Origin of the sequence: Peribacillus sp. Aquil_B1, from assembly GCF_022603275.1 — a bacterium.
In the GTDB taxonomy this organism is placed as follows: domain Bacteria; phylum Bacillota; class Bacilli; order Bacillales; family DSM-1321; genus Peribacillus.
In genome coordinates, this window is the sequence record NZ_JAKXEE010000001.1 from 629,168 (window position 1) to 655,724 (window position 26,557).

The 26,557-nt window shown below is 42.4% G+C and carries 22 protein-coding genes and 1 pseudogene; 21 read left to right on the forward strand and 2 right to left on the reverse strand.

The window, feature by feature from the left end; all coding sequences use genetic code 11:
- The first annotated feature begins 12 nt into the window (after positions 1 to 12).
- Positions 13 to 1,296, forward strand: coding sequence for an isocitrate lyase (gene aceA, locus MPH60_RS03145; protein ID WP_241592415.1), 1,284 nt, complete (start codon positions 13 to 15; stop codon positions 1,294 to 1,296).
- Between the two features lie 87 nt (positions 1,297 to 1,383).
- Here aceA and ytvI read toward each other — a convergent pair whose 3' ends face one another.
- Positions 1,384 to 2,508 (reverse strand): sporulation integral membrane protein YtvI, encoded by a 1,125-nt coding sequence (ytvI, locus tag MPH60_RS03150; protein WP_241594384.1) that lies wholly within the window; start codon positions 2,506 to 2,508, stop codon positions 1,384 to 1,386.
- 192 nt (positions 2,509 to 2,700) lie between these two features.
- On the opposite strand from ytvI, the gene MPH60_RS03155 reads away from it, so the two are divergent.
- From MPH60_RS03155 to MPH60_RS03215, 13 genes are all read left to right on the forward strand, one after another.
- On the forward strand, positions 2,701 to 3,162 hold the full coding sequence (locus tag MPH60_RS03155; RefSeq protein WP_101222907.1) for a DUF441 domain-containing protein: 462 nt from the start codon (positions 2,701 to 2,703) through the stop codon (positions 3,160 to 3,162).
- A 540-nt stretch (positions 3,163 to 3,702) separates the two neighbouring features.
- Complete coding sequence (gene citZ / locus MPH60_RS03160) at positions 3,703 to 4,818, forward strand: citrate synthase (protein WP_241594385.1); 1,116 nt, start codon at positions 3,703 to 3,705, stop codon at positions 4,816 to 4,818.
- A gap of 95 nt (positions 4,819 to 4,913) precedes the next feature.
- A complete protein-coding gene (gene icd, locus MPH60_RS03165; protein ID WP_272492860.1) occupies positions 4,914 to 6,230 on the forward strand; it encodes an NADP-dependent isocitrate dehydrogenase in 1,317 nt (438 codons plus the stop codon).
- 122 nt (positions 6,231 to 6,352) lie between these two features.
- Positions 6,353 to 7,288: a malate dehydrogenase gene (mdh, locus tag MPH60_RS03170; RefSeq protein WP_241594387.1), complete on the forward strand. Its 936-nt coding sequence runs from the start codon at positions 6,353 to 6,355 to the stop codon at positions 7,286 to 7,288.
- Positions 7,289 to 7,528: 240 nt separating this feature from the next.
- Positions 7,529 to 8,248, forward strand: a complete 720-nt coding sequence (locus MPH60_RS03175; RefSeq protein ID WP_101222903.1) for a response regulator transcription factor — start codon at positions 7,529 to 7,531, stop codon at positions 8,246 to 8,248.
- Positions 8,245 to 10,023 carry a two-component system histidine kinase PnpS gene (pnpS, locus tag MPH60_RS03180; protein ID WP_241594388.1) on the forward strand — a complete coding sequence of 593 codons (1,779 nt, stop codon included), beginning with the start codon at positions 8,245 to 8,247 and terminating at the stop codon, positions 10,021 to 10,023. The genes MPH60_RS03175 and pnpS overlap by 4 nt, the downstream gene beginning before the upstream one ends.
- Before the next feature lie 432 nt (positions 10,024 to 10,455).
- On the forward strand, positions 10,456 to 11,490 hold the full coding sequence (gene hflK / locus MPH60_RS03185) for an FtsH protease activity modulator HflK (RefSeq protein WP_241594407.1): 1,035 nt from the start codon (positions 10,456 to 10,458) through the stop codon (positions 11,488 to 11,490).
- Entirely contained in the window at positions 11,487 to 12,419 is a 933-nt protein-coding gene (gene hflC, locus MPH60_RS03190) for a protease modulator HflC (RefSeq protein ID WP_241594389.1), read from the forward strand. Before hflK ends, hflC begins: the two co-directional genes overlap by 4 nt.
- Positions 12,420 to 12,546: 127 nt before the next feature.
- Entirely contained in the window at positions 12,547 to 15,174 is a 2,628-nt protein-coding gene (gene polA / locus MPH60_RS03195; RefSeq protein ID WP_241594390.1) for a DNA polymerase I, read from the forward strand.
- A gap of 19 nt (positions 15,175 to 15,193) precedes the next feature.
- Positions 15,194 to 16,024: a DNA-formamidopyrimidine glycosylase gene (gene mutM, locus MPH60_RS03200; protein WP_241594391.1), complete on the forward strand. Its 831-nt coding sequence runs from the start codon at positions 15,194 to 15,196 to the stop codon at positions 16,022 to 16,024.
- Positions 16,025 to 16,104: 80 nt separating this feature from the next.
- Positions 16,105 to 16,737, forward strand: a complete 633-nt coding sequence (gene ytaF / locus MPH60_RS03205) for a sporulation membrane protein YtaF (RefSeq protein WP_034309090.1) — start codon at positions 16,105 to 16,107, stop codon at positions 16,735 to 16,737.
- 21 nt (positions 16,738 to 16,758) lie between these two features.
- Positions 16,759 to 17,358 carry a dephospho-CoA kinase gene (coaE, locus tag MPH60_RS03210; protein ID WP_241594392.1) on the forward strand — a complete coding sequence of 200 codons (600 nt, stop codon included), beginning with the start codon at positions 16,759 to 16,761 and terminating at the stop codon, positions 17,356 to 17,358.
- A 158-nt stretch (positions 17,359 to 17,516) separates the two neighbouring features.
- Positions 17,517 to 18,554 (forward strand): glyceraldehyde-3-phosphate dehydrogenase, encoded by a 1,038-nt coding sequence (locus MPH60_RS03215; RefSeq protein WP_241594393.1) that lies wholly within the window; start codon positions 17,517 to 17,519, stop codon positions 18,552 to 18,554.
- Between the two features lie 98 nt (positions 18,555 to 18,652).
- Here the strand turns inward: MPH60_RS03215 and MPH60_RS27940 are convergent.
- A pseudogene (locus tag MPH60_RS27940) lies at positions 18,653 to 18,886 on the reverse strand (IS5/IS1182 family transposase); the annotation flags it as partial.
- 562 nt (positions 18,887 to 19,448) lie between these two features.
- Between MPH60_RS27940 and speD the strand changes: the two are divergent.
- From speD to MPH60_RS03250, 7 genes are all read left to right on the forward strand, one after another.
- The gene (gene speD / locus MPH60_RS03220; RefSeq protein ID WP_034311443.1) at positions 19,449 to 19,829 is read left to right on the forward strand and encodes an adenosylmethionine decarboxylase; all 381 of its coding nucleotides are present in this window, start codon (positions 19,449 to 19,451) and stop codon (positions 19,827 to 19,829) included.
- 269 nt (positions 19,830 to 20,098) lie between these two features.
- Entirely contained in the window at positions 20,099 to 20,560 is a 462-nt protein-coding gene (gene nrdR, locus MPH60_RS03225; protein WP_057911467.1) for a transcriptional regulator NrdR, read from the forward strand.
- A 58-nt stretch (positions 20,561 to 20,618) separates the two neighbouring features.
- Positions 20,619 to 22,037, forward strand: coding sequence for a replication initiation and membrane attachment family protein (locus tag MPH60_RS03230; protein WP_241594394.1), 1,419 nt, complete (start codon positions 20,619 to 20,621; stop codon positions 22,035 to 22,037).
- A complete protein-coding gene (gene dnaI / locus MPH60_RS03235) occupies positions 22,024 to 22,962 on the forward strand; it encodes a primosomal protein DnaI (protein ID WP_241594395.1) in 939 nt (312 codons plus the stop codon). Before MPH60_RS03230 ends, dnaI begins: the two co-directional genes overlap by 14 nt.
- A gap of 122 nt (positions 22,963 to 23,084) precedes the next feature.
- Positions 23,085 to 23,945, forward strand: a complete 861-nt coding sequence (gene ytxC / locus MPH60_RS03240; protein WP_241594396.1) for a sporulation protein YtxC — start codon at positions 23,085 to 23,087, stop codon at positions 23,943 to 23,945.
- Between the two features lie 389 nt (positions 23,946 to 24,334).
- Entirely contained in the window at positions 24,335 to 26,266 is a 1,932-nt protein-coding gene (gene thrS / locus MPH60_RS03245) for a threonine--tRNA ligase (RefSeq protein ID WP_241594397.1), read from the forward strand.
- A gap of 105 nt (positions 26,267 to 26,371) precedes the next feature.
- Entirely contained in the window at positions 26,372 to 26,542 is a 171-nt protein-coding gene (locus MPH60_RS03250; protein ID WP_157831018.1) for a hypothetical protein, read from the forward strand.
- Positions 26,543 to 26,557: the final 15 nt, after the last annotated feature.

Sequence of the window (26,557 nt, forward strand, 5' to 3'; positions counted from 1 at the left end):
GAGGAAATAATGATGAAGAATGAGAGAGCGCAAAAATTACAACAAAGCTGGGAAAATGACTCACGGTGGACTGGAATCAAGCGTCCTTATACGGCCGAGGAAGTTATTAAACTAAGGGGTTCCATCGATATTGAACAAACATTGGCCCGCCGTGGTTCTGAAAAACTATGGAATCTATTAAATACAGAGGATTTCATCAATGCATTAGGAGCATTGACTGGTAACCAAGCCATGCAGCAGGTGAAAGCTGGTTTAAAAGCAATCTACTTAAGCGGCTGGCAAGTGGCGGCAGATGCTAACATCGCAGGGCAAATGTACCCTGACCAAAGTTTATATCCTGCCAACTCCGTACCGCAAGTGGTTAAACGCATTAATCAGACACTTCAGCGTGCAGACCAAATCAGCTTTGCTGAAGGCAAAGATGATATTGATTGGTTCGCTCCAATCGTGGCAGATGCTGAAGCAGGCTTTGGCGGTTCCCTTAACGTCTTTGAATTAATGAAAGGCATGATCGAAGCTGGAGCGGCGGGCGTTCACTTTGAAGACCAGCTTTCTTCCGAGAAAAAATGTGGTCACCTAGGCGGTAAAGTCCTTCTTCCAACCCAAACGGCAGTACGTAATTTAGTTTCCGCCCGATTGGCAGCCGACGTAATGGGTACACCGACTATCCTGATTGCCCGTACGGATGCTGATGCAGCAGATTTGATCACCGATGATATTGATCCGGTCGATGCACCATTCATCACGGGTGAAAGGACTCTAGAAGGATTCTACCGCACGAACGCAGGTCTTGACCAAGCAATTGCAAGAGGTCTTGCTTATGCTCCGTATGCCGACCTTATCTGGTGTGAGACTTCTGAACCTAATCTAGCGGATGCTCGCCGCTTTGCGGAAGCGATCCATGCAGAGTTCCCGGGCAAACTGCTTGCTTACAATTGTTCACCATCATTTAACTGGAAAGCGAAATTAAGTGATGAAGAGATTGCCAATTATCAAGTGGAATTGGGTAAATTGGGTTATAAATTCCAATTCGTTACACTTGCAGGCTTCCACTCATTGAACCATAGCATGTTCAATCTTGCTCTTGGCTATAAAGACCGCGGCATGGCTGCATACTCAGAGCTTCAACAAGCGGAGTTCGCTAGTGAGCCCGATGGCTATACAGCAACACGTCATCAGCGTGAAGTGGGAACTGGTTACTTTGATGAAGTGGCACAAGTCGTTTCTGGTGGAACATCATCCACAACAGCACTTGCCGGTTCCACTGAAACAGAACAATTCGAGACATCAAAATAATTTTAGCTTAAAACCAAAGATCCGCCTTTTACCAGAGGCGGATTTTTAAATGGAAATCGGTGAATGCTAAGGATATTCTTGATCAACTTAAGTGGTTTTCTTTGTATCCCCAATGATGAAAGTCCATATGGCTTTGAAGACATTTGCACGCTGGAGCGTATTGAATATGACAAGCACTACAGGTCCTGCAATCAGACCTAGGAAACCGATCAATTTGAAGCCGATGAACAAGGCGATGAGAGTGGCAAGCGGATCCAAACCAATACTGGAAGAAAGTACTTTTGGCTCTATTAGCTGACGTTGGACAACGACGATTATGTAAAGGACGGACAAACCGATTGCGAGACTTGTATTACCGGCGATGAATTCAAAGATGATCCATGGAATGAAAATCGTACCTGTCCCTAAATAGGGGATGATATCGACCAGCCCGCATATCAGGGCAATGGTTATTGAATAATTCACCCCTAAAATGAGAAATCCGATTAAAATCGTGACAGTCGTCAATGAAACAAGAGTGAATTGTGCCCGGATAAACCCGAACAAAGCCCTTTTTAAATCCTTGAATAAACGCTTTGCACCCGCAAAAATCTTATCAGGCAACACTTTTCCGGTCATTCGGCCAAAGGTATCCCAATCTTTGCTGATGAAGAAAGTGCCAAGCAGGGTAAAAAGGAGTGCTGTTGCTGTAGTTGGAAACCATCCGATGATTGTGGGGATGTTCTTCAAGAAAGCTTGAATGAAGCCGCTTACTCCGGTAGTGATGGACTCACCGATATTTTGGATATTCTTGAGGACAGTGTCTTGCTGCTCGATATCCAAATTATTGAACATGGCAGCTATTTGATTATATAAAGGGATGATAGTGGTCGCGATGTATGTTTCTATATAATCCACGATGGTTTCAATGTGTTTCGGGATGACTCCGGCAAGGTAATTGGTTCCTGAAATGATCTCGGCAACCAGTAAAGTGATAAGACCTGCAAATAAAAGGAAAATGAGTAACAGGGAAACGAATACAGCCAATCCTCGGGGCAGCCTCCCTTTCCTTTCGAAAAAAGTGACCAAGGGATTCATCAAGAAAGCGATTATCATGGCAATGATGAATGGATATGTATATTTAGATAAATAAAACACGGCAATCCCGCCTAAAATTACCCCTCCAACGACCAGTAAAGAGCGAATGAAACGATACATATATACCGGATTCAAGTCATATCCTCCTTCAATCATAAAGTTTGTATTATAATTGTAACGATGATGGAAAAGAAAGGAAAGATTCTTTCATCTTTCGGCTTAACTTTTTTCTTCGATGCATCGTTCCATAAATCATTTTTCTCCTAAGAAACAAGGGAGTTTGTTATGTTAAAATAACAAAAAAGAAAGGAAGAAGGTGAAGGGATAATGATCAACGGTCCTGTCGTATTTTTAATTCTGCTTGCTGCAATCGGTTGGTTTGGGAAAAATACCTCACTGATCATGGCTGCGGGTTTTCTTTTAATCATGAAACTGATTGGCCTTGATGCCAAAGTGTTTCCATACCTGGAAGCGAAAGGAATCAACCTGGGCGTTACGATCATTACGATTTCCGTACTCATACCAATAGCAAACGGGGCGATAGGTTTCAAGGAACTAGGAGACGCGATAAAATCTCCTTATGCCTGGATTGCGCTTGCATCTGGAATAGCCGTTGCGCTCATAGCAAAAAATGGGATTACGCTCCTATCACATGATCCGCACATTACCACGGCTCTTGTATTTGGGACGATTCTTGCGGTCGCATTATTCAAAGGTGTGGCTGTCGGTCCGTTAATCGGGGCGGGAATTGCTTATTTATGCATGCAGATCTTCAATTTCTTTAAATGAAGCGAATGACTTAGGGCAGAAAAGTCCGTCATTCCTGGGAATATAAATTTTCTATTTAATGTTTCATTTATTCTGCTTTGGGGCAAATTTTCAAAAGAACTGTTATGAATCGCATAAAAAAAAGCAAGAGAATATGTAGCTAATTTTTCTAATAAAATAATAATTTTTTCACATTTTAAGTGCTTTTCATTCCCAAAAAAGTGTTTATTGTTTATAATAATCATGTAACTGCTCTGATTTATTAAAAATGGGATTCAGAATATCATTGATATTTTTGAGGAATCTTAAAAAAAAGATGTAGTTATTGAGCAAGCGCTCACTAGGAATAGCTACAAGCATTATTTTTAGAATTTCGTATTAAAGATTATCGTACATTTTACTATTGTTGGGGTCATATTCTGTGAACGCTTTCAATACAAGATGTATGTCTTCTGCTAAAAAATAGATGGTTGTTTACAATAGCTAATTTCTTGGAAGCGCTACATTTATACGCTAAAAGCAAGGGCATAGGGGAATATCTAGGAAAAGGAGAGATTTAGTATGACAGCAACAAAAGGTCTTGAAGGTGTGGTAGCAACAACTTCATCAGTAAGCTCCATTATCGATGACACATTAACGTATGTAGGTTATGACATCGATGATTTGGCTTCAAACGCAACATTCGAGGAAGTAATCTATCTTTTATGGCACGGAGCTCTTCCGAACAAAAGCCAATTAGAAGAATTAACTAAACAACTTGCTGAAAATGCTGAAATTCCAGCTGAAGTTGTTAATCACTTCAAAACATACCCAATTGATAAAGTACATCCAATGGGAGCTCTTCGCACTGCAGTATCTCTTCTTGGTCTTTATGATGAAGAAGCAGATGTAATGAGTGAAGACGCTAACTATCGTAAAGCAATCCGCATCCAAGCAAAAATCCCTACATTGGTAACAACTTTCGCTCGCGTCCGTCAAGGGAAAGAAGCTGTTGCTCCACGTACTGATTTAAGCTTTGCTGCTAACTTCTTATATATGTTAAGCGGTAACGAACCAACGGCAATCGAAGAAGAAGCATTCAACAAAGCATTGGTTCTTCATGCTGACCATGAATTAAACGCTTCTACATTCACTGCACGCGTTTGTGTGGCTACATTAGCTGATATCTATTCTGGTGTAACTGCTGCGATCGGCGCTTTAAAAGGCCCACTTCACGGCGGAGCTAACGAACAAGTCATGAAAATGCTTACAGAAATTGGTTCAGTTGATAACGTTGAACCATATATCAACGAAAAATTAGCCAATAAAGAAAAAATCATGGGCTTTGGCCACCGTGTATACCGTAAAGGTGATCCACGTGCTAAACACCTTAAAGAAATGTCACAAAAACTGACTGAACTTACTGGACAACCGCAATATTATGATATGTCCATCAAAATTAATGAAATCGTAACCGGTCAAAAAAACCTTCCGCCGAACGTTGATTTCTATTCTGCTTCCGTATACCATAGTTTAGGTATCGAGCATGACCTATTTACACCAATCTTTGCTGTAAGCCGTGCTTCAGGCTGGATCGCTCATATCCTTGAGCAATATTCAAACAACCGCCTTATCCGTCCGCGTGCAGAGTATGTTGGACCAGGAATGCAAAAATACGTACCGATTGAAAACCGCTAATTAAAAGTTTTTTCGAAAAATCATTTTTTATTTCATCGAATTTGTAGTAAATTAATAGATGTGAGTAAAAAAGGTTAGTGGTGCTGCCTCATTTAATGGCAGGCCATCTAACCTTTGAATTTGAATCGGAGGTAAGAGACATGACACAAAGCCAAAAAATCACAGTTACTAACGGTGCTCTTAACGTACCAAACAACCCAATCGTTCCTTATATTGAGGGAGACGGAATCGGTCCTGATATCTGGGCTGCAGCATCCCGCGTTTTAGACGCAGCAGTTGAAAAAGCTTACAATGGCGAAAAGAAAATCGAATGGAAAGAAGTTTTAGCTGGACAAAAAGCATTTGACCAAACGGGCGAATGGCTTCCGCAAGAAACTCTTGATGTCATTAACGAATACCTAATCGCTATTAAAGGACCTCTTACAACTCCAATCGGCGGCGGTATCCGCTCATTGAACGTTGCATTGCGTCAAGTATTGGACTTATTCGTATGTCTTCGTCCAGTACGTTACTTTGATGGTGTACCTTCACCGGTTAAACGTCCAGAAGACACTGACATGGTCATCTTCCGTGAAAACACTGAAGACATTTATGCTGGTATCGAATATGCAAAAGGTTCTGACGAAGCTAAGAAATTAATTGAATTCCTGCAAAATGAATTCGGCGTTCAAAAAATTCGTTTCCCTGAAACTTCAGGTATCGGAATCAAACCGATTTCCGAAGAAGGAACAAAACGTCTTGTTCGCTCTGCACTTAACTATGCAATCAAAGAAGGCCGTAAGTCATTAACGCTTGTTCATAAAGGTAACATCATGAAATTCACGGAAGGTGCATTCAAAACTTGGGGTTATGAAGTTGCAGAACAAGAATTCGCCGATAAAGTGTTCACATGGAACCAATATGACAAAATTAAAGAAGCTGAAGGAACTGAAGCGGCTAACAAAGCACAATCTGCTGCTGAAGCTGAAGGCAAAATCATCGTTAAGGATTCCATTGCTGATATCTTCTTACAACAAATCCTGACTCGTCCTAAAGAGTTTGATGTTGTTGCAACAATGAACTTGAATGGAGATTACATTTCTGATGCACTAGCTGCACAAGTTGGCGGAATCGGTATCGCTCCAGGAGCTAACATCAACTACGAAACTGGACATGCCATCTTCGAAGCAACTCACGGAACGGCTCCTAAATATGCTGGTCTTGATAAAGTTAACCCATCTTCAGTTCTTCTTTCAGGAGTTCTTTTACTTGAGCACCTTGGCTGGACCGAAGCTGCAAACAGCATCACAAAATCAGTGGAACAAACAATCGCTTCTAAAGTTGTTACATACGACTTTGCCCGCCTAATGGAAGGTGCAACGGAAGTTAAATGTTCTGAGTTCGCAGACGAGCTTATTAAAAACCTTAAATAATTCATTATATGCTTTCTGGAAAAGTGCCTGAATGGGCTGCTTTTCCAGGAGGCTTATATATATTTTCAAGAGAATGTTAAAAGTATTCCAAAAGTATTTATATATTTTAAGGAGGAAATAACATGTCTAAACGTAATAAAATCACAGTGGTAGGTGCTGGATTCACTGGCGCTACAGCTGCATTCCTTGCAGCACAAAAAGAACTTGGCGATATCGTTTTGGTTGATATTCCGCAAGCTGAAAACCCTACAAAAGGTAAAGCCCTTGATATGGCGGAAGCAGGACCTGTTCTAGGTTTCGATGCTAATATCATCGGTACATCCGACTATGCAGAAACTGCTGATTCCGACGTAGTGATCATCACTGCCGGAATTGCCCGTAAGCCCGGCATGAGCCGTGACGACTTAGTTCAAACTAACCAAAAAGTTATGAAATCAGTAACTAAAGAAGTGGTTAGGTATTCCCCTAATACAACAATCATCGTTTTGACGAACCCTGTAGATGCAATGACTTACACTGTATACAAAGAGTCTGGTTTCCCTAAAGAACGCGTTATCGGACAATCAGGTGTACTTGATACAGCTCGTTTCCGCACTTTCGTAGCTCAAGAATTAAACTTATCCGTTAAAGATGTAACTGGTTTCGTACTTGGCGGACACGGAGACGATATGGTCCCTCTAGTGCGTTACTCTTATGCAGGCGGAATTCCATTGGAAACATTGATCCCTAAAGATCGTTTAGAAGCAATAGTGGCTCGTACCCGCACTGGCGGCGGAGAAATCGTAAACCTTCTAGGAAACGGAAGCGCATATTATGCACCAGCTGCGTCTCTAGTGGAAATGGCTGAAGCGATCCTTAAAGATCAACGTCGCGTTCTTCCATCCATCGCTTATCTTGAAGGTGAATACGGCTTTGAAGGTATTTACCTTGGAGTGCCGACTGTACTTGGTGCAAACGGTATTGAACAAATCATCGAACTTGATTTGACTGAAGATGAAAAGGCTGCACTTTCAAAATCAGTCGAATCAGTTAAAGCTGTTATGCAAGTTCTTCAATAAGAGATCATGAATAGACTGCCCGGATATTGGAAGAAAAGGCCAAGGCCTTTTTCCGACTCCGGGCAGTTTTTTAATCCGCTTCAAAAGAATCCTGGAACAAGTATTCTCCGTGCTCAGGCTAAGAATAACTTTATTCCGTTTTTTTTATGTGTAATTTTCATATAATATTCTTTATAATGGAATTGGATGAGTAGACCAAGGAATTGGTCTTTTGGGTAATACATAATTCAGGAGGATCTAATGTCAAAGAAAATTCTCGTAGTGGATGATGAGCAATCAATAGTTACCTTACTTCAGTACAATTTAGAACAATCAGGCTATACGGTTATCACAGCTTTGGATGGAGAACAAGGGCTGGAGGCTGCCGTGGATATACGCCCCGATTTAGTGGTTTTGGATTTGATGCTGCCTAAAATGGACGGGCTTGAAGTTTGTAAGCAGCTTCGCCAGCAAAAAATCAATATACCGATCTTGATGCTGACAGCTAAGGACGATGAATTTGACAAGGTGCTGGGACTGGAACTAGGGGCGGATGATTACTTGACCAAGCCATTTAGTCCCAGGGAGGTAGTGGCCCGGATTAAAGCCATTTTAAGAAGATCCCAGTTGCAATCGAACGGAAGTGAATCAAGTCAGGATCAGGAAGATGGTCTCTTGAAATTAGGCGAATTGAAAGTGTTCCCGGAACGATACGAAGCATTCTTTGATGAACAGCAATTAGAATTGACTCCAAAGGAATTTGAATTACTTTTATACTTGGCGAAGAATAAAGGAAGAGTGCTGACCAGGGATCAACTGCTCAGTGCGGTATGGAATTATGATTTCGCGGGAGACTCACGGATCGTCGATGTCCATATTAGCCATCTTCGTGAAAAAATAGAGAAAGATACAAAAAAACCTCTCTATATTAAAACGATAAGGGGCTTGGGGTATAAGCTTGAGGAGCCTAAAAAAGAATGACGACCTATCGTAAAAAGCTCTTATATACCCTCATCACATTGGTGATGGTCGTCCTGATGGCCGTGGGCTTTTTATTGGGGCACTTGTTCAAAAGCTATTATATTAAAACATTCAATGAGCGTATACAGAACGAAACATTTTTCATTTCTACATATATTCAGGAGCATGGCGGGATCGAGTCCTTTTTGGAAAAAGGGAAGACGGCAAAACTGACACCCCTTTTAGATTCGAATTTAACCATTCTCTCCACGAATGGGGAAATATTATACGATTCCACATCATCCAATGAAATACTAAAAAGCCATGCAAATGTCCTTCGCAAAATAACTTTGGAAAAAGGGCTTAAGCATGGGGAAGGGTATGAAGTGGTCGAAGGGGAATCGGACCTCCATTATTATTGGAAAACGGTTGAAAAGGACGGCGAGATTGAAGGGTTTGTCGTCCATAGCAATGAAATTGAGGCCATCCATCAAGTGAATAAACAAATGTGGCAAATATTGATCATTTGTTTAGGGGTTGCCTTGATCATCATTCTCATGCTTGCGAGCAAAATCACTTCATATTATACCCGTCCGATCGAAGAGGCGACGATGGCAGCCATTGAACTGGCAAAAGGGAATTACGGAACCCGGACATTCGGCCGGCATTCCGATGAAACGGGCATGCTGACAACTTCCTTGAACATATTGGCGAGGAACCTTCAGGAAACAGAGGTAGCGAGGGAAATGAATCAGGATCGTTTGGAAGCACTTGTTGAAAATATCGGTAGTGGGGTCTTGCTGATAGACAGTAAAGGGTATACGACCTTAATCAACCGGGAATTCAAGAAAAGCTTCCATGTGAACGCCGCTACGTTTTTGTTTCAGGAATATTATTCGGTCATTAAAGATCAGGAAGTGATTGCCATCATCGAAGAGATCTTTCGAACGGAAAAAACGATAAAACGACAGGTGAAGATACCGCTTGCCATAGAACGAAAGCATTTTGAGATTTACGGGGCGCCAATTATCGGGAATCATGATGAATGGAAGGGGATCCTCCTCATTTTCCATGATATCACCGAATTGAAAAGGCTCGAGCAGATGCGGAAGGATTTCGTGGCTAATGTGTCCCATGAATTGAGGACGCCGATCACTTCCATTAAAGGCTTTTCTGAAACATTGTTAGATGGTGCACTAAAAGACGAAAAGACCCTAAAGCACTTTTTATCGATTATCCTGAAAGAAAGTGACCGGCTGCAAGAACTCATTCAGGAGCTTCTGAATTTGTCCAAAATGGAGCAACAGGAATTCGTTTTAAACGCAGGGGTCGTGGATATTACGAAAGTTCTTGGCGAAATACAAGAGATGCTAATAGGCAAGCTGAAGGAAAAAGAAGTATCCCTTGAAATTAAAACGTCACCGGAACCTGTATTCATTGAAGGGGAATCGGACAGGATCAAACAGGTTTTCATCAATTTGATTACGAACGCTTTGACCTATACACCAAATGGAGGCAGGGTCACCGTTGATATCATTGAAAATGAACAGACGGTCGATATTGCAGTTCAAGACAGCGGGATCGGCATCGAAGAAAAAGAACTGCCAAGGATCTTTGAGCGGTTTTACCGGATTGATAAGGCGAGGAGCCGCGATTCAGGAGGAACGGGCATTGGACTGGCAATCGTCAAGCATATAATTGAAGTCCATAAAGGTAAAATCAACGTCGAAAGCACACCTGGAACAGGGACGACTTTTACAGTCACTTTAAATAAAAGCTTAAAAGGGAAAATGTAGCGGGGTTGCTTATTTACAATTCCTTTACAATTCCTTAAAACGGACTTCATAATGCAGGGGTACAATGGTTGTACAACCCCTCATCCAAGGAGTTAAACATTGACAGAGACATAGTCTCTGTTTGATTTTTTTTATAAGTTCAATCAAAATTTTAAAGCTGATTGGAACAGGCGGGCGAAACTCCTGTAGGAATAGCCCCGTCCAAGGAGACCCCGCAAGCGCAAAGGGCGGACCGCGAGTGCCCAACGTTCCAATTGCACAAAACCCTAAAAAAACTTTAGACAGAGACGTAGTCTCTGTCTTTTAATTTTGGCTATATTCCCCTGGAACCATTCCTCTATCCTATTTTTCTAGGAAAATATTTGATTTTCATGAAACTTTAGGCCCTTTCTTGCGTAAATAAGATATAACTGCAAAGAAGGGGTGATACATATCGTTAGCTTAAAAAGGATATATACGATCACAGGACTTGTCTTCCTTATTTTAATTTTAGGTGTAGTTGCGATATCGACCTGGTACACGGTAGATGAATCCGATCAAGCTGTCATAATGACGTTTGGTAAAGTGGAGGAGACGATAACGGAACCAGGACTTCACTTTAAACTGCCTTGGCCCATTCAATCGGTCGAGAAATTATCTAAAGAAACATTCAGTCTTAAATTTGGATATAAAGAAGAGGATGGAGAGGTGACGAATTACCCGAGTGAAACCAAAATGATTACGGGTGATGAAAATATTGTGCTGGCCGACCTAGTGGTTCAGTGGAAAATCACCGACCCTCCAAAATATCTATACAATGCAGATGACCCGGAAAAAATATTATACGATACGACTTCAGCAGCATTACGGAGTATTATCGGCAGCACGAAAATCGATGATGCCCTTACATCCGGTAAAGCGCAAATCGAAGCGGATGTACGCGATTTATTGTCACAGCTAATGGAGAAATATGATGTCGGGATTTCCATATCTGCGGTTAAACTCCAGGATGTGGAGTTACCGAATGAAGAAGTGCGGAAAGCATTTACCAATGTAACGGATGCCCGGGAAACGGCGAATACGAAAATCAACGAAGCGGATAAATATGAAAATAAGCGTATGAATGAAGCGGAAGGGGAAAAAGATGCCCTCATTTCTCAGGCTAATGGGGATAAAGCTGCCCGTACGGAAGCTGCCCGTGGGGATGTAGCGGTCTTTGAAAAATTACTCAGTGAGTATAAGGGCAATAAGGGGATTACGAAGGACCGCCTTATTATTGAGACCCTTGAGGAAGTATTGCCGAATGCTGAGATATATATTATGAATGATGATGGAAACACAATGAAATACTTGCCGCTTCGCTCTCTTGAAAAAGAGGAAACGAAAAAAACTCCCGCCCCTGATGAAGCCACTATACCTGAAGAAGATACGAAAAAAGGGAATGCATCGGAAGAAAAAGCGACAGCGGAAGGGGGCGCTAAACAATGAGCGGAAAAATAATAGATTTCTCTGAACTAAAAAAAGGGAATTTTCATTGGAGGGGCTATGTGAGATTTGGCATTTTCCTGATTATTATCATCGCGCTGCTGCTAATCATCTTCACCAATGTATATATCGTCAAAGAGGGGGAATATAAAGTCGTCCGCCAATTCGGTGAAGTGGTAAGGATCGATAAGACCCCGGGATTGAAAGCGAAGGTGCCATTCATTCAGAGCGTTGTGACATTGCCGAAGTATCAGATGAGTTCTGATGTTTCAGAAGCGGAAATCAATACGAAAGATAAAAAGCGGATGCTGATCGACAACTATGCCGTTTGGAGAATAGAAGATCCGAAGAAATTGATTACAAATGCGAGGACACTTGAGAACGCTGAAACGAAAATGGAAGAGTTCATCTATTCTGCAGTTCGTTCGGAGCTGGGCCAGCTGAATTATGATGAGATCATCAATGATGAGAAGTCATCCAGGGGAAGTTTAAACGACCGCATAACCGAAAAAGTCAACGATCTGCTGCAAAAGGACAGTTATGGCATAAGCTTGACGGATGTCCGGATAAAGCGGACTGACCTACCCGCCGAAAACGAAGCGTCCGTCTTCAAGAGGATGATTTCAGAGCGGGAATCGAAAGCTCAAGAATACCTATCAAAAGGTGATGCGAAGAAAAACCGTATCATTGCGGATACTGACCGGAAAGTGAAAGAATTGCTCTCTACTGCAGAGGCTGATGCAGAAGTGATCAGGGCTGAAGGAGAAGGGGAAGCAGCGAAAATCTATAATAAGTCGTTTTCCAAAGATCCCGAATTCTATAAGCTATACCGGACTCTTGAATCCTACAAAAAAACGATCGGAGATCAAACGGTCATCGTTCTTCCTTCGGATTCCCCTTATGCCAGCTTGTTAATGGGAAATACTAAATAACCTTGATGCCGTCATTTTTCTTTCCGCTTCTACTCATGGTAGAATAGAGAAAGAAAATGAACGGCTTTTTGCGTTTTTATATAGAAGCTATAACTACATAAACCTGTATGACTGGAGGAAGACGGATTTGGATAAAAAGCTAGTACTAATAGATGGAAACAGCATTGCATACCGTGCGTTTTTTGCGCTTCCGCTCTTGAATAATGATAAGGGGGTCCATACGAATTCCGTGTACGGATTCACCATGATGCTCAACCGCATTCTTGAAGAAGAAAAGCCAACGCACATACTTGTGGCATTTGATGCGGGTAAAACGACATTCAGGCATGCATCATTTAAAGAATATAAGGGAGGGCGCCAAAAAACGCCGCCAGAATTATCGGAGCAATTCCCTTTCATTCGCGAGCTGCTTGATTGTTTTCAAATAAAAAGGTATGAACTGGAGAACTACGAAGCCGATGATATTATCGGTACGCTTTCTTTGCAAGCGGAAAAAGATGGTTTTGAAGTGAAGGTCATATCCGGGGATAAGGATTTAACGCAATTATCCTCCCCTAGTACGACGGTTTCCATAACGAAAAAGGGGATTACTGAAATTGAGGAATACACTCCAAAGCATATTCATGAAAAATACGGTCTTTCCCCTTTGCAAATCATTGATTTAAAAGGGCTGATGGGAGATGCCTCCGACAATATTCCCGGTATACCGGGTGTTGGTGAAAAGACTGCCCTTAAATTATTGCATCAATTTGAAACAGTTGAAAACCTTTTGCAGTCGATTGATGAGGTAAGCGGACAGAAATTGAAAGAGAAAATAGAAGAGCATAAAGACCTGGCCCTATTAAGCAAAGAGCTGGCTACAATAACGAGGGAAGCGCCGCTTGAAGTTTCCGTAAACGAGACCAAGTATACTGGCATTAACCAGGACCGAGTCATCTCATTCTATAAAGAGCTTGGCTTTTCGACTTTGCTCGATAAATTGGATGTAACGGAAAGTGCACCGCTTGAACAGGAGAAGATTGAGGTTCACCACTCGGCTGAAATGACAGAAGGAATGTTTGCCGATGAAAGTGCTTTGTATGTTGAAATATTAGAAGATAATTATCATCGTGCCGATATAATGGGGATCGCCATCAGTAATGAACAAGGTCATTTTTACTTCCATGGAGAAGACGCTCTGAGTTCCGGGGCCTTTAAAACCTGGGCAGAGGATGAAACAAAAAAGAAAACGGTTTTCGATGCAAAGCGTACGGTTGTGGCACTTCGCCATCGAGGAGTCGAAATAAAAGGCATCGATTTTGATGTATTTTTGGCATCCTATATCCTGGATCCGGCAGAGTCAGTGGACGAAGTGGCAGAAATCACGAAAACTCAAGGTGCTATCCGCCTTGAAACGGATGACGTTTTTTATGGAAAAGGTGCAAAACGCAAAATACCTGAGGAAGCGGAATTGAGGGAGCATATCGCCAGAAAAGCGAAGGCGATTCTGTCCCTGAAAGAACCGATGATCGATAAGCTGCATGAATTCGAGCAATTTCACCTATTTACGGAACTGGAGCTGCCACTGTCGATCATCCTGGCCAATATGGAATGGCAGGGAATCAAGGTGGATATAGGCCGACTGAAAAACATGGGACAGGAATTAGCCATTCGCTTAAGAAACATCGAAGCACGAATTTTTGATTTGGCTGGAGAGGCGTTCAATATCAATTCACCTAAACAGCTTGGGGCCATCCTGTTTGAAAAGTTGGAGCTTCCTGTCATGAAGAAAACCAAAACAGGTTATTCGACGTCAGCCGATGTACTGGAAAAACTGGAAAGCAAGCATGATATCGTTAAGGAGATACTGCTGTATCGCCAGCTTGGTAAGTTGCAATCCACTTATATTGAAGGGCTGCTTAAGGTGGTCAATGGCAAAACGGACAAGGTGCACACCCGGTTCAACCAAGCATTGACCCAGACCGGCCGGTTAAGCTCTACAGATCCCAATCTGCAGAATATCCCGATCAGACTGGAAGAAGGAAGGAAAATCAGGCAGGCCTTCATTCCCTCCGAAAAGGATTGGATTATTTTTGCTGCCGACTACTCCCAGATCGAGTTGCGGGTTCTGGCGCATATCGCCAATGACAGCGGATTGGTGGAAGCATTCCAGGCCGGGATGGACATCCATACAAAGACAGCGATGGATGTGTTCCATGTATCGGCAGAGGAAGTCACTTCGAATATGAGGCGTCATGCCAAAGCGGTAAACTTCGGAATCGTTTATGGTATAAGTGATTACGGACTATCGCAAAGTCTTGGCATCACGAGAAAAGAAGCTGGAGAGTTCATCGAGAAGTATTTAAGAAGCTTTCCTGGTGTTCAGGAATATATGGAAGAAAGCATACATGAGGCCCGTCAAAAAGGGTATAGCACGACTCTGATGCAAAGAAGGCGCTATATACCTGAGATAACAAGCAGGAACTTCAACATCAGGAGCTTTGCTGAACGGACAGCAATGAACACGCCGATTCAAGGCAGTGCCGCGGATATCATCAAGCTTGCCATGATAAACATGAATAAGCGCCTGAAAAGTGAAGGTCTTAAAACGAGAATGCTTCTTCAAGTGCATGATGAATTGATTTTTGAAACTCCTCCTGAGGAATTGGAAATCCTTAAAGTGATCGTTCCGGAGGAAATGGAAAATGCCATTGAATTGAACGTGCCCCTTAAAGTGGATTATGCTTTCGGGCCAACATGGTTTGATGCCAAATAATAAAAGATAGGTGATTGCAATGCCAGAACTTCCAGAAGTGGAAACAGTCAGAAGAACGTTAGAGCAGCTCGTACTCGGAAAAGAGATCAAGGAAGTGTCCGTCTTCTGGCCAAAGATCATTAAAGCTCCTGAACCTGTCGAACAGTTTCAGGATGCTTTAAGGGGGCAGACGATAAGGGGAATAGGCCGGCGGGGCAAGTTCCTCATTTTCACCTTGGATGATTATTCGATGGTTTCGCATTTAAGGATGGAGGGGAAATACGGCGTTCATCCAAAAGAAGAGGCGTATGATAAGCATACCCATGTAATCTTCACTTTCACGGATGGCAGTGAACTTCGGTACAGGGATGTCCGGAAATTCGGAACGATGCATTTATTTGCCAAAGGGGAAGAACTTGATCGGCTTCCTCTTTTGCATTTAGGACCTGAACCTTTGTCTGATGATTTTACTGTCGAGGGGCTAAGTAGGAAACTGGCAAGAACCAACAGGAAAATCAAGCCTGTTCTCCTTGATCAAACGGTTGTCGTCGGGATTGGGAATATATATGTAGACGAGTCGTTATTCCGTTCCGGTATCCATCCGGAGAGAATCGCTTCTTCACTCTCATTGCAGGAAATCAAGACGTTGCATGGAGAAATCATTGCGACTTTAGGTGAAGCTGTGGAAAAAGGCGGAAGTACGATTCGTTCTTACATCAATTCCCAAGGGCAAATCGGCATGTTTCAGTTGGAGCTGAATGTTTATGGGCGAAAGGGCGAGAACTGCAAAACATGCGGCACGCCGCTTGAGAAACTGGTTGTTGCAGGACGCGGTACACATATTTGCCCGTTATGCCAGCCGCTTAAATAGGTAATGGTTTTTTCAAACACATCGGATGGGCTCCTTCCATATACTAGGGTAGCAACGAGTAGGGAAGGAGTAACATTCCGATGTGGCTACAAATTATTTTTCTCGCTTTTGCAGTTAGTATTGACGGATTTGGCGTAGGTTTGACATTCGGTATGCGGAAGATGAAAATCCCCTTAAGGTCAATAGCAGTCATCTCATTTTGCTCTGCATTGAGTTTAGGTATAGCGATGGTCATCGGACAATTCATCAGTCAGCTCATATCTATCGGGGCGGCTGAAAAAACGGGTGGCATCATCCTCATTTTTCTTGGTGCCTGGATGGTATACCAATATTTTAAGCCTGAAAAAGATCTGAAAGATGATAGATATCATGAAAAGATCATCTTTAATTTTGAAATTAAATCACTTGGGGTAGTCATTAATATTTTACAAAAACCATTGAATGCCGATTTTGATAAATCAGGTACGATTACAGGTGTTGAAGCGCTTGTTCTCGGGTTTGCCCTTTCGCTGGATGCGTTCGGTGCCGGAGTAGGAGCGGCTATGATCGGGATTTCACCGATCATCCTTGCAGGGTGCATCGCTGTTATGAGTTCGATTTTCATTTGGAGCGGAATTCAAAGCGGGAAATTGCTTTCAAATAATAAAGTTGTCCAGCATTTGACCTTTCTTCCAGGTGTACTATTGATTATCATCGGTTTATTCAAGTTATGATAAGTTTAAAAGGGGGAGCTTATGGGACAAATCATCGGAATCACCGGAGGCATTGCCAGTGGGAAAAGCACCGTCAGCCTCTATTTACAGGAACTCGGATTCACGATTGTCGATGCAGATCTGGCTTCCCGTGCTGTCGTTGAGCCAGGTGAAGAAGCCTATCATCAAGTTGTGAAGGCATTTGGTGAAGATATCTTATTGACGGATGGGAATATAGATCGCGTAAAGCTCGGGTCGATCATTTTTAATGATCAAGAAAAGAGATTGCTATTGAATGGCATCGTGCATCCTGCCGTCAGGAATTGGATGCGGCTGAAAACGGAAGAGGCACTATCATCAGGAGAAGAAACGGTGTTCATGGATATTCCGCTCCTATTCGAAAGCAAGCTGACATTCATGGTGGATAAGACGCTTTTAATCTATGTGGATGAGCAAGTTCAATTGCAGCGATTAATGAACAGGAATGGTCTTTCGGAGACGGAGGCACTTGCCAGGATCAATTCGCAAATGCCCTTGGCCGATAAAAAGGCATTAGCGGATGCCGTCATCGATAATAATGGTGACATTAATGAAACGAAGCGGCAAGTGAAGTCCATACTTAGCGAATGGTATGTCATATAATCAACACAAAAAGAAGAAACCGCCCGGTTTCTTCTTTTTGTGTTGAAAAAATAAGAACAATCCGCATTTTTATTAGCACAATTCCTCTGAATTATGTTATACTAATTACATGTGAAAGGTAATAAGTATAACACTAATATTTCTGGAGGGTCCGAACAATGAATTCAAGAATAGCGATTAACGGATTTGGGAGAATTGGAAGAATGGTTTTCCGAAAAGCCATATTAGATGAGAGTTTGGACATCGTTGCCATTAATGCAAGCTATCCAGCTGAAACTTTAGCACACTTACTAAAATATGATACGATACATGGTAAATTCGACGGTATCATTATAGCTGAAGATGATTCACTAGTAGTGAATGGCCGCCGAGTAAAACTAATAAATAACCGCGATCCAAAGCTATTGCCTTGGGAAGAGATGAACATAGATATTGTAATTGAAGCCACTGGGAAATTCAATGATCGTTCTAAAGCAGCTCTTCATTTAGAAGCAGGAGCAAAAAGAGTCATATTATCAGCTCCGGGTAAAAATGAAGACGTTACCATTGTAATGGGAGTAAATGAGGAAGTCCTGGAAATTGACAAGCATTTCGTCATATCCAATGCATCTTGTACAACGAACTGTCTTGGACCGGTTGCAAAAGTGCTTGATGAAAAATTCGGCATAAACAACGGTTTAATGACTACGATACATTCTTATACTAATGATCAAAATAATATCGATAACCCGCACAAAGACTTGAGACGTGCCCGTGCCGCAGCGGAAAGCATGATTCCTACGACTACAGGAGCTGCAAAAGCCATCTCACTAGTGTTGCCGCAATTAAAAGGCAAGCTTCATGGTATGGCGATCCGCGTACCGACACCTAACGTATCTTTAGTCGATCTTGTTGTGGATTTAAACCGTGATGTCACGATTGATGAAGTGAACCAAGCCTTCATCGATGCTTCAGAAAATGAACTCAAAGGAATCATGGAATTCACGATGGAACCTTTAGTTTCCAGTGATTTCAAAACGAATCCACACTCGGCAATCATCGATGGGTTGACGACGATGATGATCGGGGACAGGAAAGTGAAAGTCCTTGCATGGTATGATAATGAGTGGGGTTACTCCAACCGGGTAGTGGACCTTGTGAAATTAGTTGGCTCCGAGTTGAAAAAAACTTCAGAAGTCGAATTATCAGTAAAATAAATTGAAAAAACGGGCCTGCTAAAATTTTTTAGCGGGCTATTTTTGATTCTTTATTGGATTTGAAGCAGTTATAGATAATGGTGACCTAACGCATAATTATCTTTTGAATCTGCTCCTGGTTTTCCAACTTTCTCAATCACTAGTTCAACCAGAAGCTCTAAGATATGATTATCATGCGTATTTCCAGGTGTTACTATCGTCCCTAACACAATTCCATTGCGTATGATGCAGCATGAAACGAATAGGCAAACTTATTTTGTTCGTTCATCATTCACATAATAGTAACTACTCTTAGTATCAGTTGAACTGCCCTTAATCTCCTTGGTTTCTTCTTAAAATAGACTGTAGGTAAAAGGAGTTCTATCTTACTGTTAAAACAAAGTTAATTGGAACGGAAGGTACGACGAGACTCCTGCGGGGAAAGTGCGTCAAAGGGAGACCCCGCAGGCGCAATGGCGCCGAGGAGGCTCCCGGACCGCCCGCGGAAAGCGAGTGCCTGGAGTGGAAATCAACGGCCTAATATAAAATAACTAAAAAAACTGTAGACGAACTACAGTCAGAGCCTGCTAAAATTTTTTAGCGGGCTATTTTTAATACAGTGATCCATTAATTCCTTACGGCTTTAAGGCGCTGAATAAACCAGAAAACAGAATTTGCTCCAATCGCAATATCCCTATTACATATAAAGTTTATCTTTCCAAAAATTCAATTTGGAGTTGCAAAAAAAATTCAAACCATATATACTATGAATCGTGAACTTCTTCAATAGCGGTTTGCATGATGGCTACTTAAAGGGTTAGGACCTCTTTGGACTAACTTTCCCCCGTGGTAGTTATCAGAACTTATTTTTAAATCATGGTAAGGGGGAAGCTTAATATGGAAACAGCTTACACTATGGAAACTATGGGTAGACACGTCATTTCTGAACTTTGGGGTTGTGACTTTGAAAAACTGAACAATATCGATTTAATTGAAAAGATTTTTGTTGATGCTGCTTTGAAATCAGGTGCAGAGGTACGAGAAGTTGCCTTTCACAAATTTGCTCCACAAGGAGTCAGCGGGGTTGTCATCATTTCTGAATCACACTTAACGATTCACAGTTTTCCAGAACACGGCTATGCGAGCATTGATGTCTATACATGCGGTAACTTGGATCCGAATATTGCGGCAGATTATATTGCAGAAGCTTTAAATGCGCAAACACGTGAAAACATAGAATTACCACGTGGATTAGGTCCTGTACAAATGAAAAAAGCCAATATAAGTGCCCTATAAAAAACACGTATACACAGAGATGCCATGGGTGCATCTCTTTTTTAATGCAATCAATCGGCAGTCTGCTTCCCTTTATAGGGGAGGCTGCCCTTACAGCATAAAGACTTTCACAACGGCGCTTCAACGGCAGAACAAAAAATGCCTGCTGCCGGAAGTTACACTTTTTACTTGTACTGGCCGTTCCATTTAATATAAGATTAAGATAGAGAGTAATTCCTTGGGGAACATTTAGATAGGGGAGTCCTACATAAAATACGGAGCTGATAATGATGAAATGCCCATCATGTCAATATAACGGAACAAGAGTGCTCGATTCCAGGCCAGTCGATGAAAGTAAATCGATTCGACGACGCCGTGAATGTGAGGCATGTGGTTTTCGATTCACGACATTTGAAAAGGTGGAGGAAACACCGCTTATTGTAGTGAAAAAGGGCGGGACGCGGGAAGAGTTCAGTCGTGATAAAATCCTGCGCGGCTTGATCAGGGCTTGCGAAAAACGTCCGGTTCCCTTGAAAGAACTAGAGCAAATTACCAGTTATGTAGAAAAAGAACTGCGCAACCAGGGCATATCGGAAGTGAAAAGCGACAATGTCGGCGAGATGGTGATGGACAAGCTGGCAGAAGTCGATGAGGTTGCCTATGTAAGGTTCGCATCCGTCTATCGACAATTTAAAGACATCAATGTCTTTATCGATGAATTGAAAGATTTGATAAATAAAGAAAGAAAGTAGAGCTGAAGATTCACTTTGGCTCTTTTTTCACTACATCTTTTGAAAGGTTTGAATGGAGATGTCAAAGCATTGGCAAGAATTGCTCCCAGCTGATTCATATTTGGTCTCATCTGCGGGGCTGCTTCATGATTATGATCGGAAAATACTTACCCGACTATATCAACCTCTTATTGGACCTATCTGCATTAGCCTATATATGACGTTATGGAGTGAGTTGGAGGAAAACAGGCTATGGTCGGAAACCTCCTCACATTATCAATTAATGAATACCATCGGCCTTAAGTTAGGTGATATTTACGAAGCACGGCTTTTACTTGAGGGAATCGGTCTGTTGAATGTATATAAGAAATCGAAAAATGAAACGAAGGAATTCATCTATGAGTTAAACCCGCCGCTTTCCCCCCAGCAGTTTTTCACGGATGGAATGCTGAATATTTACTTATACAAAAAAATCGGAAAAGCGCAATTCAACCGGTTAAAGAGATTCTTTTGTGATGACCATATCTTACCCGATCAATATGAAGGTGTGACTAAATCTTTTGCGGAAGTATTCTCATCAGATCATTTGGACTCTTTATATGTAACGGATGAAGCGAAAGATGAATGGCAACCGATTCCAGAACAGCAATACATCGACCGGACGGAAGGCGTCGAGCCATCGGGGTTTGATGACTTATTTGATTTTGACCTTTTATTTGCCGGGATAAAATCCTCGATCGTACCGAAAAAGGCCTTTACTCCGAAAATAAAAAATACGATTGCCAAACTTGCTTTTTTATATGGCATCGATCCGCTTGAAATGCAAAAACTAGTAATGGATGCCGTTTCATTGGATGATGAGATCGATGAGGAAGTGCTCAGAAAGGCGGCAAGGGACTGGTACCAGATCGAACGGCAGGCCGATATGCCTTCCCTTGTCAATCGGGTGCAGCCGATTCGTGAACGGACACAAAAAGAGGAACCGAAAACACAGGAACAAGAGTTAATCCGTCATTTGGAGACGATTTCTCCAAGGGAGCGGCTGATGCAATTGTCTGGCGGTGCAGAGCCATCAAGCGGTGATTTGAAAGTCGTTGAGGGCGTGATGATCAATCAAAAGCTGAATCCGGGTGTCGTCAATGTATTGATCGAATATGTCATGCTCAAAACGGATATGAAGTTCACGAAGGGCTATGTCGAAAAGCTGGCAGGCCATTGGGCACGGCTGAAGGTCTCCACGGTCGTCGAGGCGATGGAACTGGCTAAAAATGAACATAGGAAATATCAGGACTGGGCCCAAGGAAGCAGGAATGCTGCGAAGGGCAGCAGGAAAAAGGCGATACGTGAAGAAGTGGTTCCGGATTGGCTTGGGAAAAAAGAAGAAGCACAGCAGGAGCAGAATGCAGATCAGCCTGAATTGGATGCCCAGAAACGCGAGCTTCTGGAGAAATGGAAGCTGTGGAAAGCAGGAGGTGAAATGAACGATGGAAAAGATTAATAGGTCCCTTAATAAATTGGCCAATACAAATCAATTTCAACAGCGTTATGAAAAGCTGAAACAGGAGATTTTTGAAAACGAACAAGTGCGGTTATTTATGAATGCCAACAGCTCGACGGTCACGAAAGAAATGATTGATAAAAACTTGGGGAAGCTTTATGAGTTCACTTCACAAAGCAATAAGTGTGATAAATGTCCGAGCTTGGATGGCTGCATCAATATGATGCAAGGGTATTATCCCAAATTGGTGGTTCAAGGGAAAGCCCTGAACCTGCATTATGAAGTCTGCCCGCGGAAATTGGCAGAGGATGAAAAGCGGAAACGGGAAAAGCTGATCCGCAGCCTGTATGTACCGAAGGATATTTTAAAGGCGAGCATTGAAGACTTTACCCAAACGGATAATGAAAACAAACGCTTGTCCGTCTTAAGTAAAGCTATGTCGTTCATTATGGAATATGAGCCGGGTAAAAGGCAAAAAGGCTTATATATATATGGGAAATTCGGTGTTGGGAAAACGTACTTATTAGGTGCGATTGCCAATGAACTTGCAAAAAGGCAAATTTCCTCCCTTATAGTCTATGTCCCTGACTACTTGAGGGAACTTAAGGGATCGATAGGCGATAATACGGTCAATGAAAAAATTGAAATGGTGAAAACGGCACCTGTCCTCATGCTTGATGATATTGGAGCGGAGTCCATGACGAGCTGGGGGCGCGATGAGGTTTTTGGTCCGATTTTACAATTTAGGATGCTGGAAAACCTGCCAACGTTTTTCACTTCGAATTTTGACTTGAATGGCCTGGAGAACCACCTGACCTTTTCACAGCGTGGTGAGAAGGAAGAAGTGAAGGCCGCCAGGGTACTGGAAAGAATTCAATATTTAGCTGAGCCGGTCAAGCTTGATGGCGTGAATCGGAGAAGATGAAGAAAAGTGGTCTCTTAAAGGAGGTCACTTTTTTCTTCTTACAAGGTCCATCCTACTTCTAAACACGTCCCCATCCCCATATACATGAAAAAAGAAGCAAGGGGGAAGGGGGGGATGTCGTAGTGCAAATTTCGTTTCAAAACGATTCAGAGGCATTGAAATTACTGAATTTCGTTTCTGTCCATCCACTGGGGGCAGAATTTCAAGCATATATTCGATTTCTTCCGCAACAAGGCATTTATGTGGATATGACGGATTCTTCAGGTGATGAATGGCTAATTCTGCTTCGTGATGCATTTCATTCTTTTTTATTGGAAGAAAAAACGCTTCCTGTTCTGGAGCAAATAATAGTCGGTAAATTTTTTTATAGGGAACGGGAAGAAATTGAAGCCATCATTGAAATTGCATCATCAATCATCGAGGTGGAAAGAGCCAGGAGTCAAGATGAAGCATTCAGTACAGAGAAACGATTGATTGAGGAAGGACTTCAAAGCATCTTGGCTGGAAAGGTATCTTTTTCATTCGATTCTTTTACGACCTTCCGTTTGAAGTCATTTCAGCACACGTTGGAAAAGTATGTCGTCAAGGCGATTGATGAATACAAGCTGGAACAGGACTATCAAAATTTCATTGCTACACTCCGTGATTGCCTTCATGGGCAGGAGTCGAAATTAAGAAAGCTTCACCTTGTCAACCGGGATGGTTTTCATTTCTATGATCAGAAGTTCAGCAAGCTCGACCGTCCAAAAATCAATAGTATGATCGACAGGAGGCTTCTTGCCAAAAGTTCACTATTTCTCGATACGGTGATACTTGCCCCGCTTTTATCGATTGCTCCTGAAAACTTGTGTATCTATACCGATGACAAGGATGAGGGGCTGATCCAGACCATTTCAAGGATTTTCGAAGAACGGGCCACTATCCTTCCACTTTCGTCATTTTCTATGCATTTGAATGATCTTTCGTGGAAAAAAGAAAATTAACCTTGATTTTCACCGTATAACAAATTATAATTTCCTACATACTATTAAAAAACTAAAAGTTATGATGAGGACAAGGGTATTCTAGTCGCCGATTATCAGAGAGGGGAGCCAACAGGCTGTAAGCTTCCTATTCGCATGGAACACTTACCACCTTTAAACTTCGGCTCGGAAAGCAGGCATTCTGTGAATATGAGCTGACGGGAAGCTGCCGTTACCAAGTTACAAGTGCCATTTTGCCGTGAAAAGCAAGCTGGAACGAGGGTGGAACCGCGGGTTAATGATATTTATTACTAAGCTCGTCCCTGTTTTATACAGGGACGGGCTTTTTTGTGTTGTAATGGAATCAAATACCTGTAAATTGTTCGAACAATAAGAAGGAGTGAAACTGAATGTCAGAATTACTGAAAATATCTTTTCCTGACGGAGCGGTTAAGGAGTTTGCTAAAGGCACAACAACTGAAGACATCGCTGCATCCATCAGTCCTGGTTTAAGGAAAAAATCCATTGCCGGAAAATTCAATGGTGAATTATATGATTTGAAACGCCCGATTGAACAAGATGGTTCAATCGAAATCGTCACACAGGACACAGCGGATGCTCTTGAAGTACTGCGTCACAGTACAGCACACTTGATGGCACAAGCGATCAAACGTTTGTACAAAAACGCTAAATTCGGCGTAGGTCCGGTCATCGAGGGCGGCTTTTACTATGATATGGATCTAGAGGAATCATTGACTCCCGAAGACCTTCCATTGATTGAAAAAGAAATGAAGAAAATCGTCAACGAGAACTTGGAAATTTCCCGCATCGAAGTGAGTCGTGATGAAGCGATTTCCCGTTTTAAAGAAATAGGCGACGAGTATAAATTGGAGTTGATCGATGCAATTCCTGGCGATCAGCAGGTAACGCTTTATGAGCAGGGTGAATTCTTTGACCTTTGCCGTGGAATTCATGTTCCATCAACTGGGAAAATCAAAGAATTCAAGCTATTGAGCATCGCTGGAGCATACTGGAGAGGCGATAGCAAAAACAAAATGCTGCAACGCATTTACGGTACGGCTTTCTATAAAAAAGAAGATTTGGCCGAACACCTGCGTTTCCTAGAAGAAGCCAAGGAACGTGACCATCGTAAAATCGGCAAAGAATTGAACTTGTTCATGAGCTCACAGAAAGTGGGACAAGGGCTGCCGATGTGGTTGCCAAAAGGAGCGACCATCCGCCGGACAATCGAAAGGTATATCGTGGACAAGGAAGAACGTTTGGGTTATGACCATGTCTACACACCTGTAATGGGTAGCGTGGACCTTTATAAAACTTCTGGACACTGGGACCATTACCAGGACGGCATGTTCCCTGTCATGGAGATGGAAAACGAACAGCTTGTCCTGCGTCCTATGAACTGCCCGCATCACATGATGGTCTATAAAAACAGCATCCACAGCTACCGGGAACTGCCAATCCGGATTGCCGAGCTAGGCTTGATGCACCGCTATGAAATGTCAGGTGCCCTTTCAGGCCTTCAGCGTGTACGTGGGATGACATTGAATGATGCGCACATTTTCGTCCGCCCCGACCAAATCAAAGAAGAGTTCAAGCGCGTTGTGAACCTGGTTCTGGAAGTATATAAAGATTTCGATATCAAGGATTATTCATTCCGCCTGTCTTATCGCGATCCGCAGGATACAGAAAAATACTTCGATGATGATGACATGTGGGAGAAAGCGCAAAGCATGTTAAAAGGCGCCATGGATGAACTAGGTCTGGATTACTTTGAAGCGGAAGGTGAAGCGGCTTTCTACGGTCCTAAGCTCGATGTTCAGGTACGTACTGCTCTAGGAAAAGATGAAACGCTTTCCACTGTTCAGCTTGACTTCTTGCTTCCTGAACGTTTTGATCTTAATTACGTCGGTGAGGACGGCAAGCAGCACCGTCCGGTTGTTATCCACCGCGGTGTCGTTTCCACAATGGAACGTTTTGTCGCTTACTTGATCGAAGAATACAAGGGTGCATTCCCAACTTGGCTTGCACCTATCCAAGCACAAGTGATCCCGGTCTCACCTGAAGTGCATTTGGATTATGCGAAAGAAGTACAGGAAAAACTTAAAGCGCAAGGCATTCGTGTCGACCTGGATACACGTGACGAGAAAATCGGTTACAAAATCCGTGAAGCGCAAATGCAAAAAATCCCGTACATGCTGGTTGTTGGAGACAATGAAGCCAAAGAAGGCAGCGTGAATGTACGTAAGTACGGTGAACAAAAGTCCGAAACGATCGCTTTTGAAGACTTCGTTTCAGCGATTAAGGCTGAAGTAAGCCGTTAACATCAAAAAGAGGGGCACATATAGTTGTGTCCCTCTTTTTAATTATGGCATGATAAAATGAAACCATCATGTGAAAATATGTACAGCAATGAAAGGGGGGACAGCATGAAAAAGAAATTTACTTATCTATTCGGACCGACATTCCTTGTCATCATCATCTTATTGTTATTGGATGGTTATCGACAATATGCCATCGTCCCGGTCCTGTTATTTTGGATAGCCCTATTTTCTTGGGACGCCATTGAGAAAAAGAAAAAGGCGAAAGAAAACTCTTAACATTTGATGGCATCG

Bases quoted from the DNA above. Each gene is read 5' to 3' on its own strand.
- aceA (WP_241592415.1), top strand. From the start codon at position 13: ATGAAGAATGAGAGAGCGCAAAAATTACAACAAAGCTGGGAAAATGAC.
- MPH60_RS03155 (WP_101222907.1), top strand. From the start codon at position 2,701: ATGATCAACGGTCCTGTCGTATTTTTAATTCTGCTTGCTGCAATCGGT.
- citZ (WP_241594385.1), top strand. From the start codon at position 3,703: ATGACAGCAACAAAAGGTCTTGAAGGTGTGGTAGCAACAACTTCATCA.
- icd (WP_272492860.1), top strand. From the start codon at position 4,914: ATGGCAGGCCATCTAACCTTTGAATTTGAATCGGAGGTAAGAGACATG.
- mdh (WP_241594387.1), top strand. From the start codon at position 6,353: ATGTCTAAACGTAATAAAATCACAGTGGTAGGTGCTGGATTCACTGGC.
- MPH60_RS03175 (WP_101222903.1), top strand. From the start codon at position 7,529: ATGTCAAAGAAAATTCTCGTAGTGGATGATGAGCAATCAATAGTTACC.
- pnpS (WP_241594388.1), top strand. From the start codon at position 8,245: ATGACGACCTATCGTAAAAAGCTCTTATATACCCTCATCACATTGGTG.
- hflC (WP_241594389.1), top strand. From the start codon at position 11,487: ATGAGCGGAAAAATAATAGATTTCTCTGAACTAAAAAAAGGGAATTTT.
- mutM (WP_241594391.1), top strand. From the start codon at position 15,194: ATGCCAGAACTTCCAGAAGTGGAAACAGTCAGAAGAACGTTAGAGCAG.
- ytaF (WP_034309090.1), top strand. From the start codon at position 16,105: ATGTGGCTACAAATTATTTTTCTCGCTTTTGCAGTTAGTATTGACGGA.
- coaE (WP_241594392.1), top strand. From the start codon at position 16,759: ATGGGACAAATCATCGGAATCACCGGAGGCATTGCCAGTGGGAAAAGC.
- MPH60_RS03215 (WP_241594393.1), top strand. From the start codon at position 17,517: ATGAATTCAAGAATAGCGATTAACGGATTTGGGAGAATTGGAAGAATG.
- speD (WP_034311443.1), top strand. From the start codon at position 19,449: ATGGAAACTATGGGTAGACACGTCATTTCTGAACTTTGGGGTTGTGAC.
- nrdR (WP_057911467.1), top strand. From the start codon at position 20,099: ATGAAATGCCCATCATGTCAATATAACGGAACAAGAGTGCTCGATTCC.
- MPH60_RS03230 (WP_241594394.1), top strand. From the start codon at position 20,619: ATGTCAAAGCATTGGCAAGAATTGCTCCCAGCTGATTCATATTTGGTC.
- dnaI (WP_241594395.1), top strand. From the start codon at position 22,024: ATGGAAAAGATTAATAGGTCCCTTAATAAATTGGCCAATACAAATCAA.
- thrS (WP_241594397.1), top strand. From the start codon at position 24,335: ATGTCAGAATTACTGAAAATATCTTTTCCTGACGGAGCGGTTAAGGAG.
- MPH60_RS03250 (WP_157831018.1), top strand. From the start codon at position 26,372: ATGAAAAAGAAATTTACTTATCTATTCGGACCGACATTCCTTGTCATC.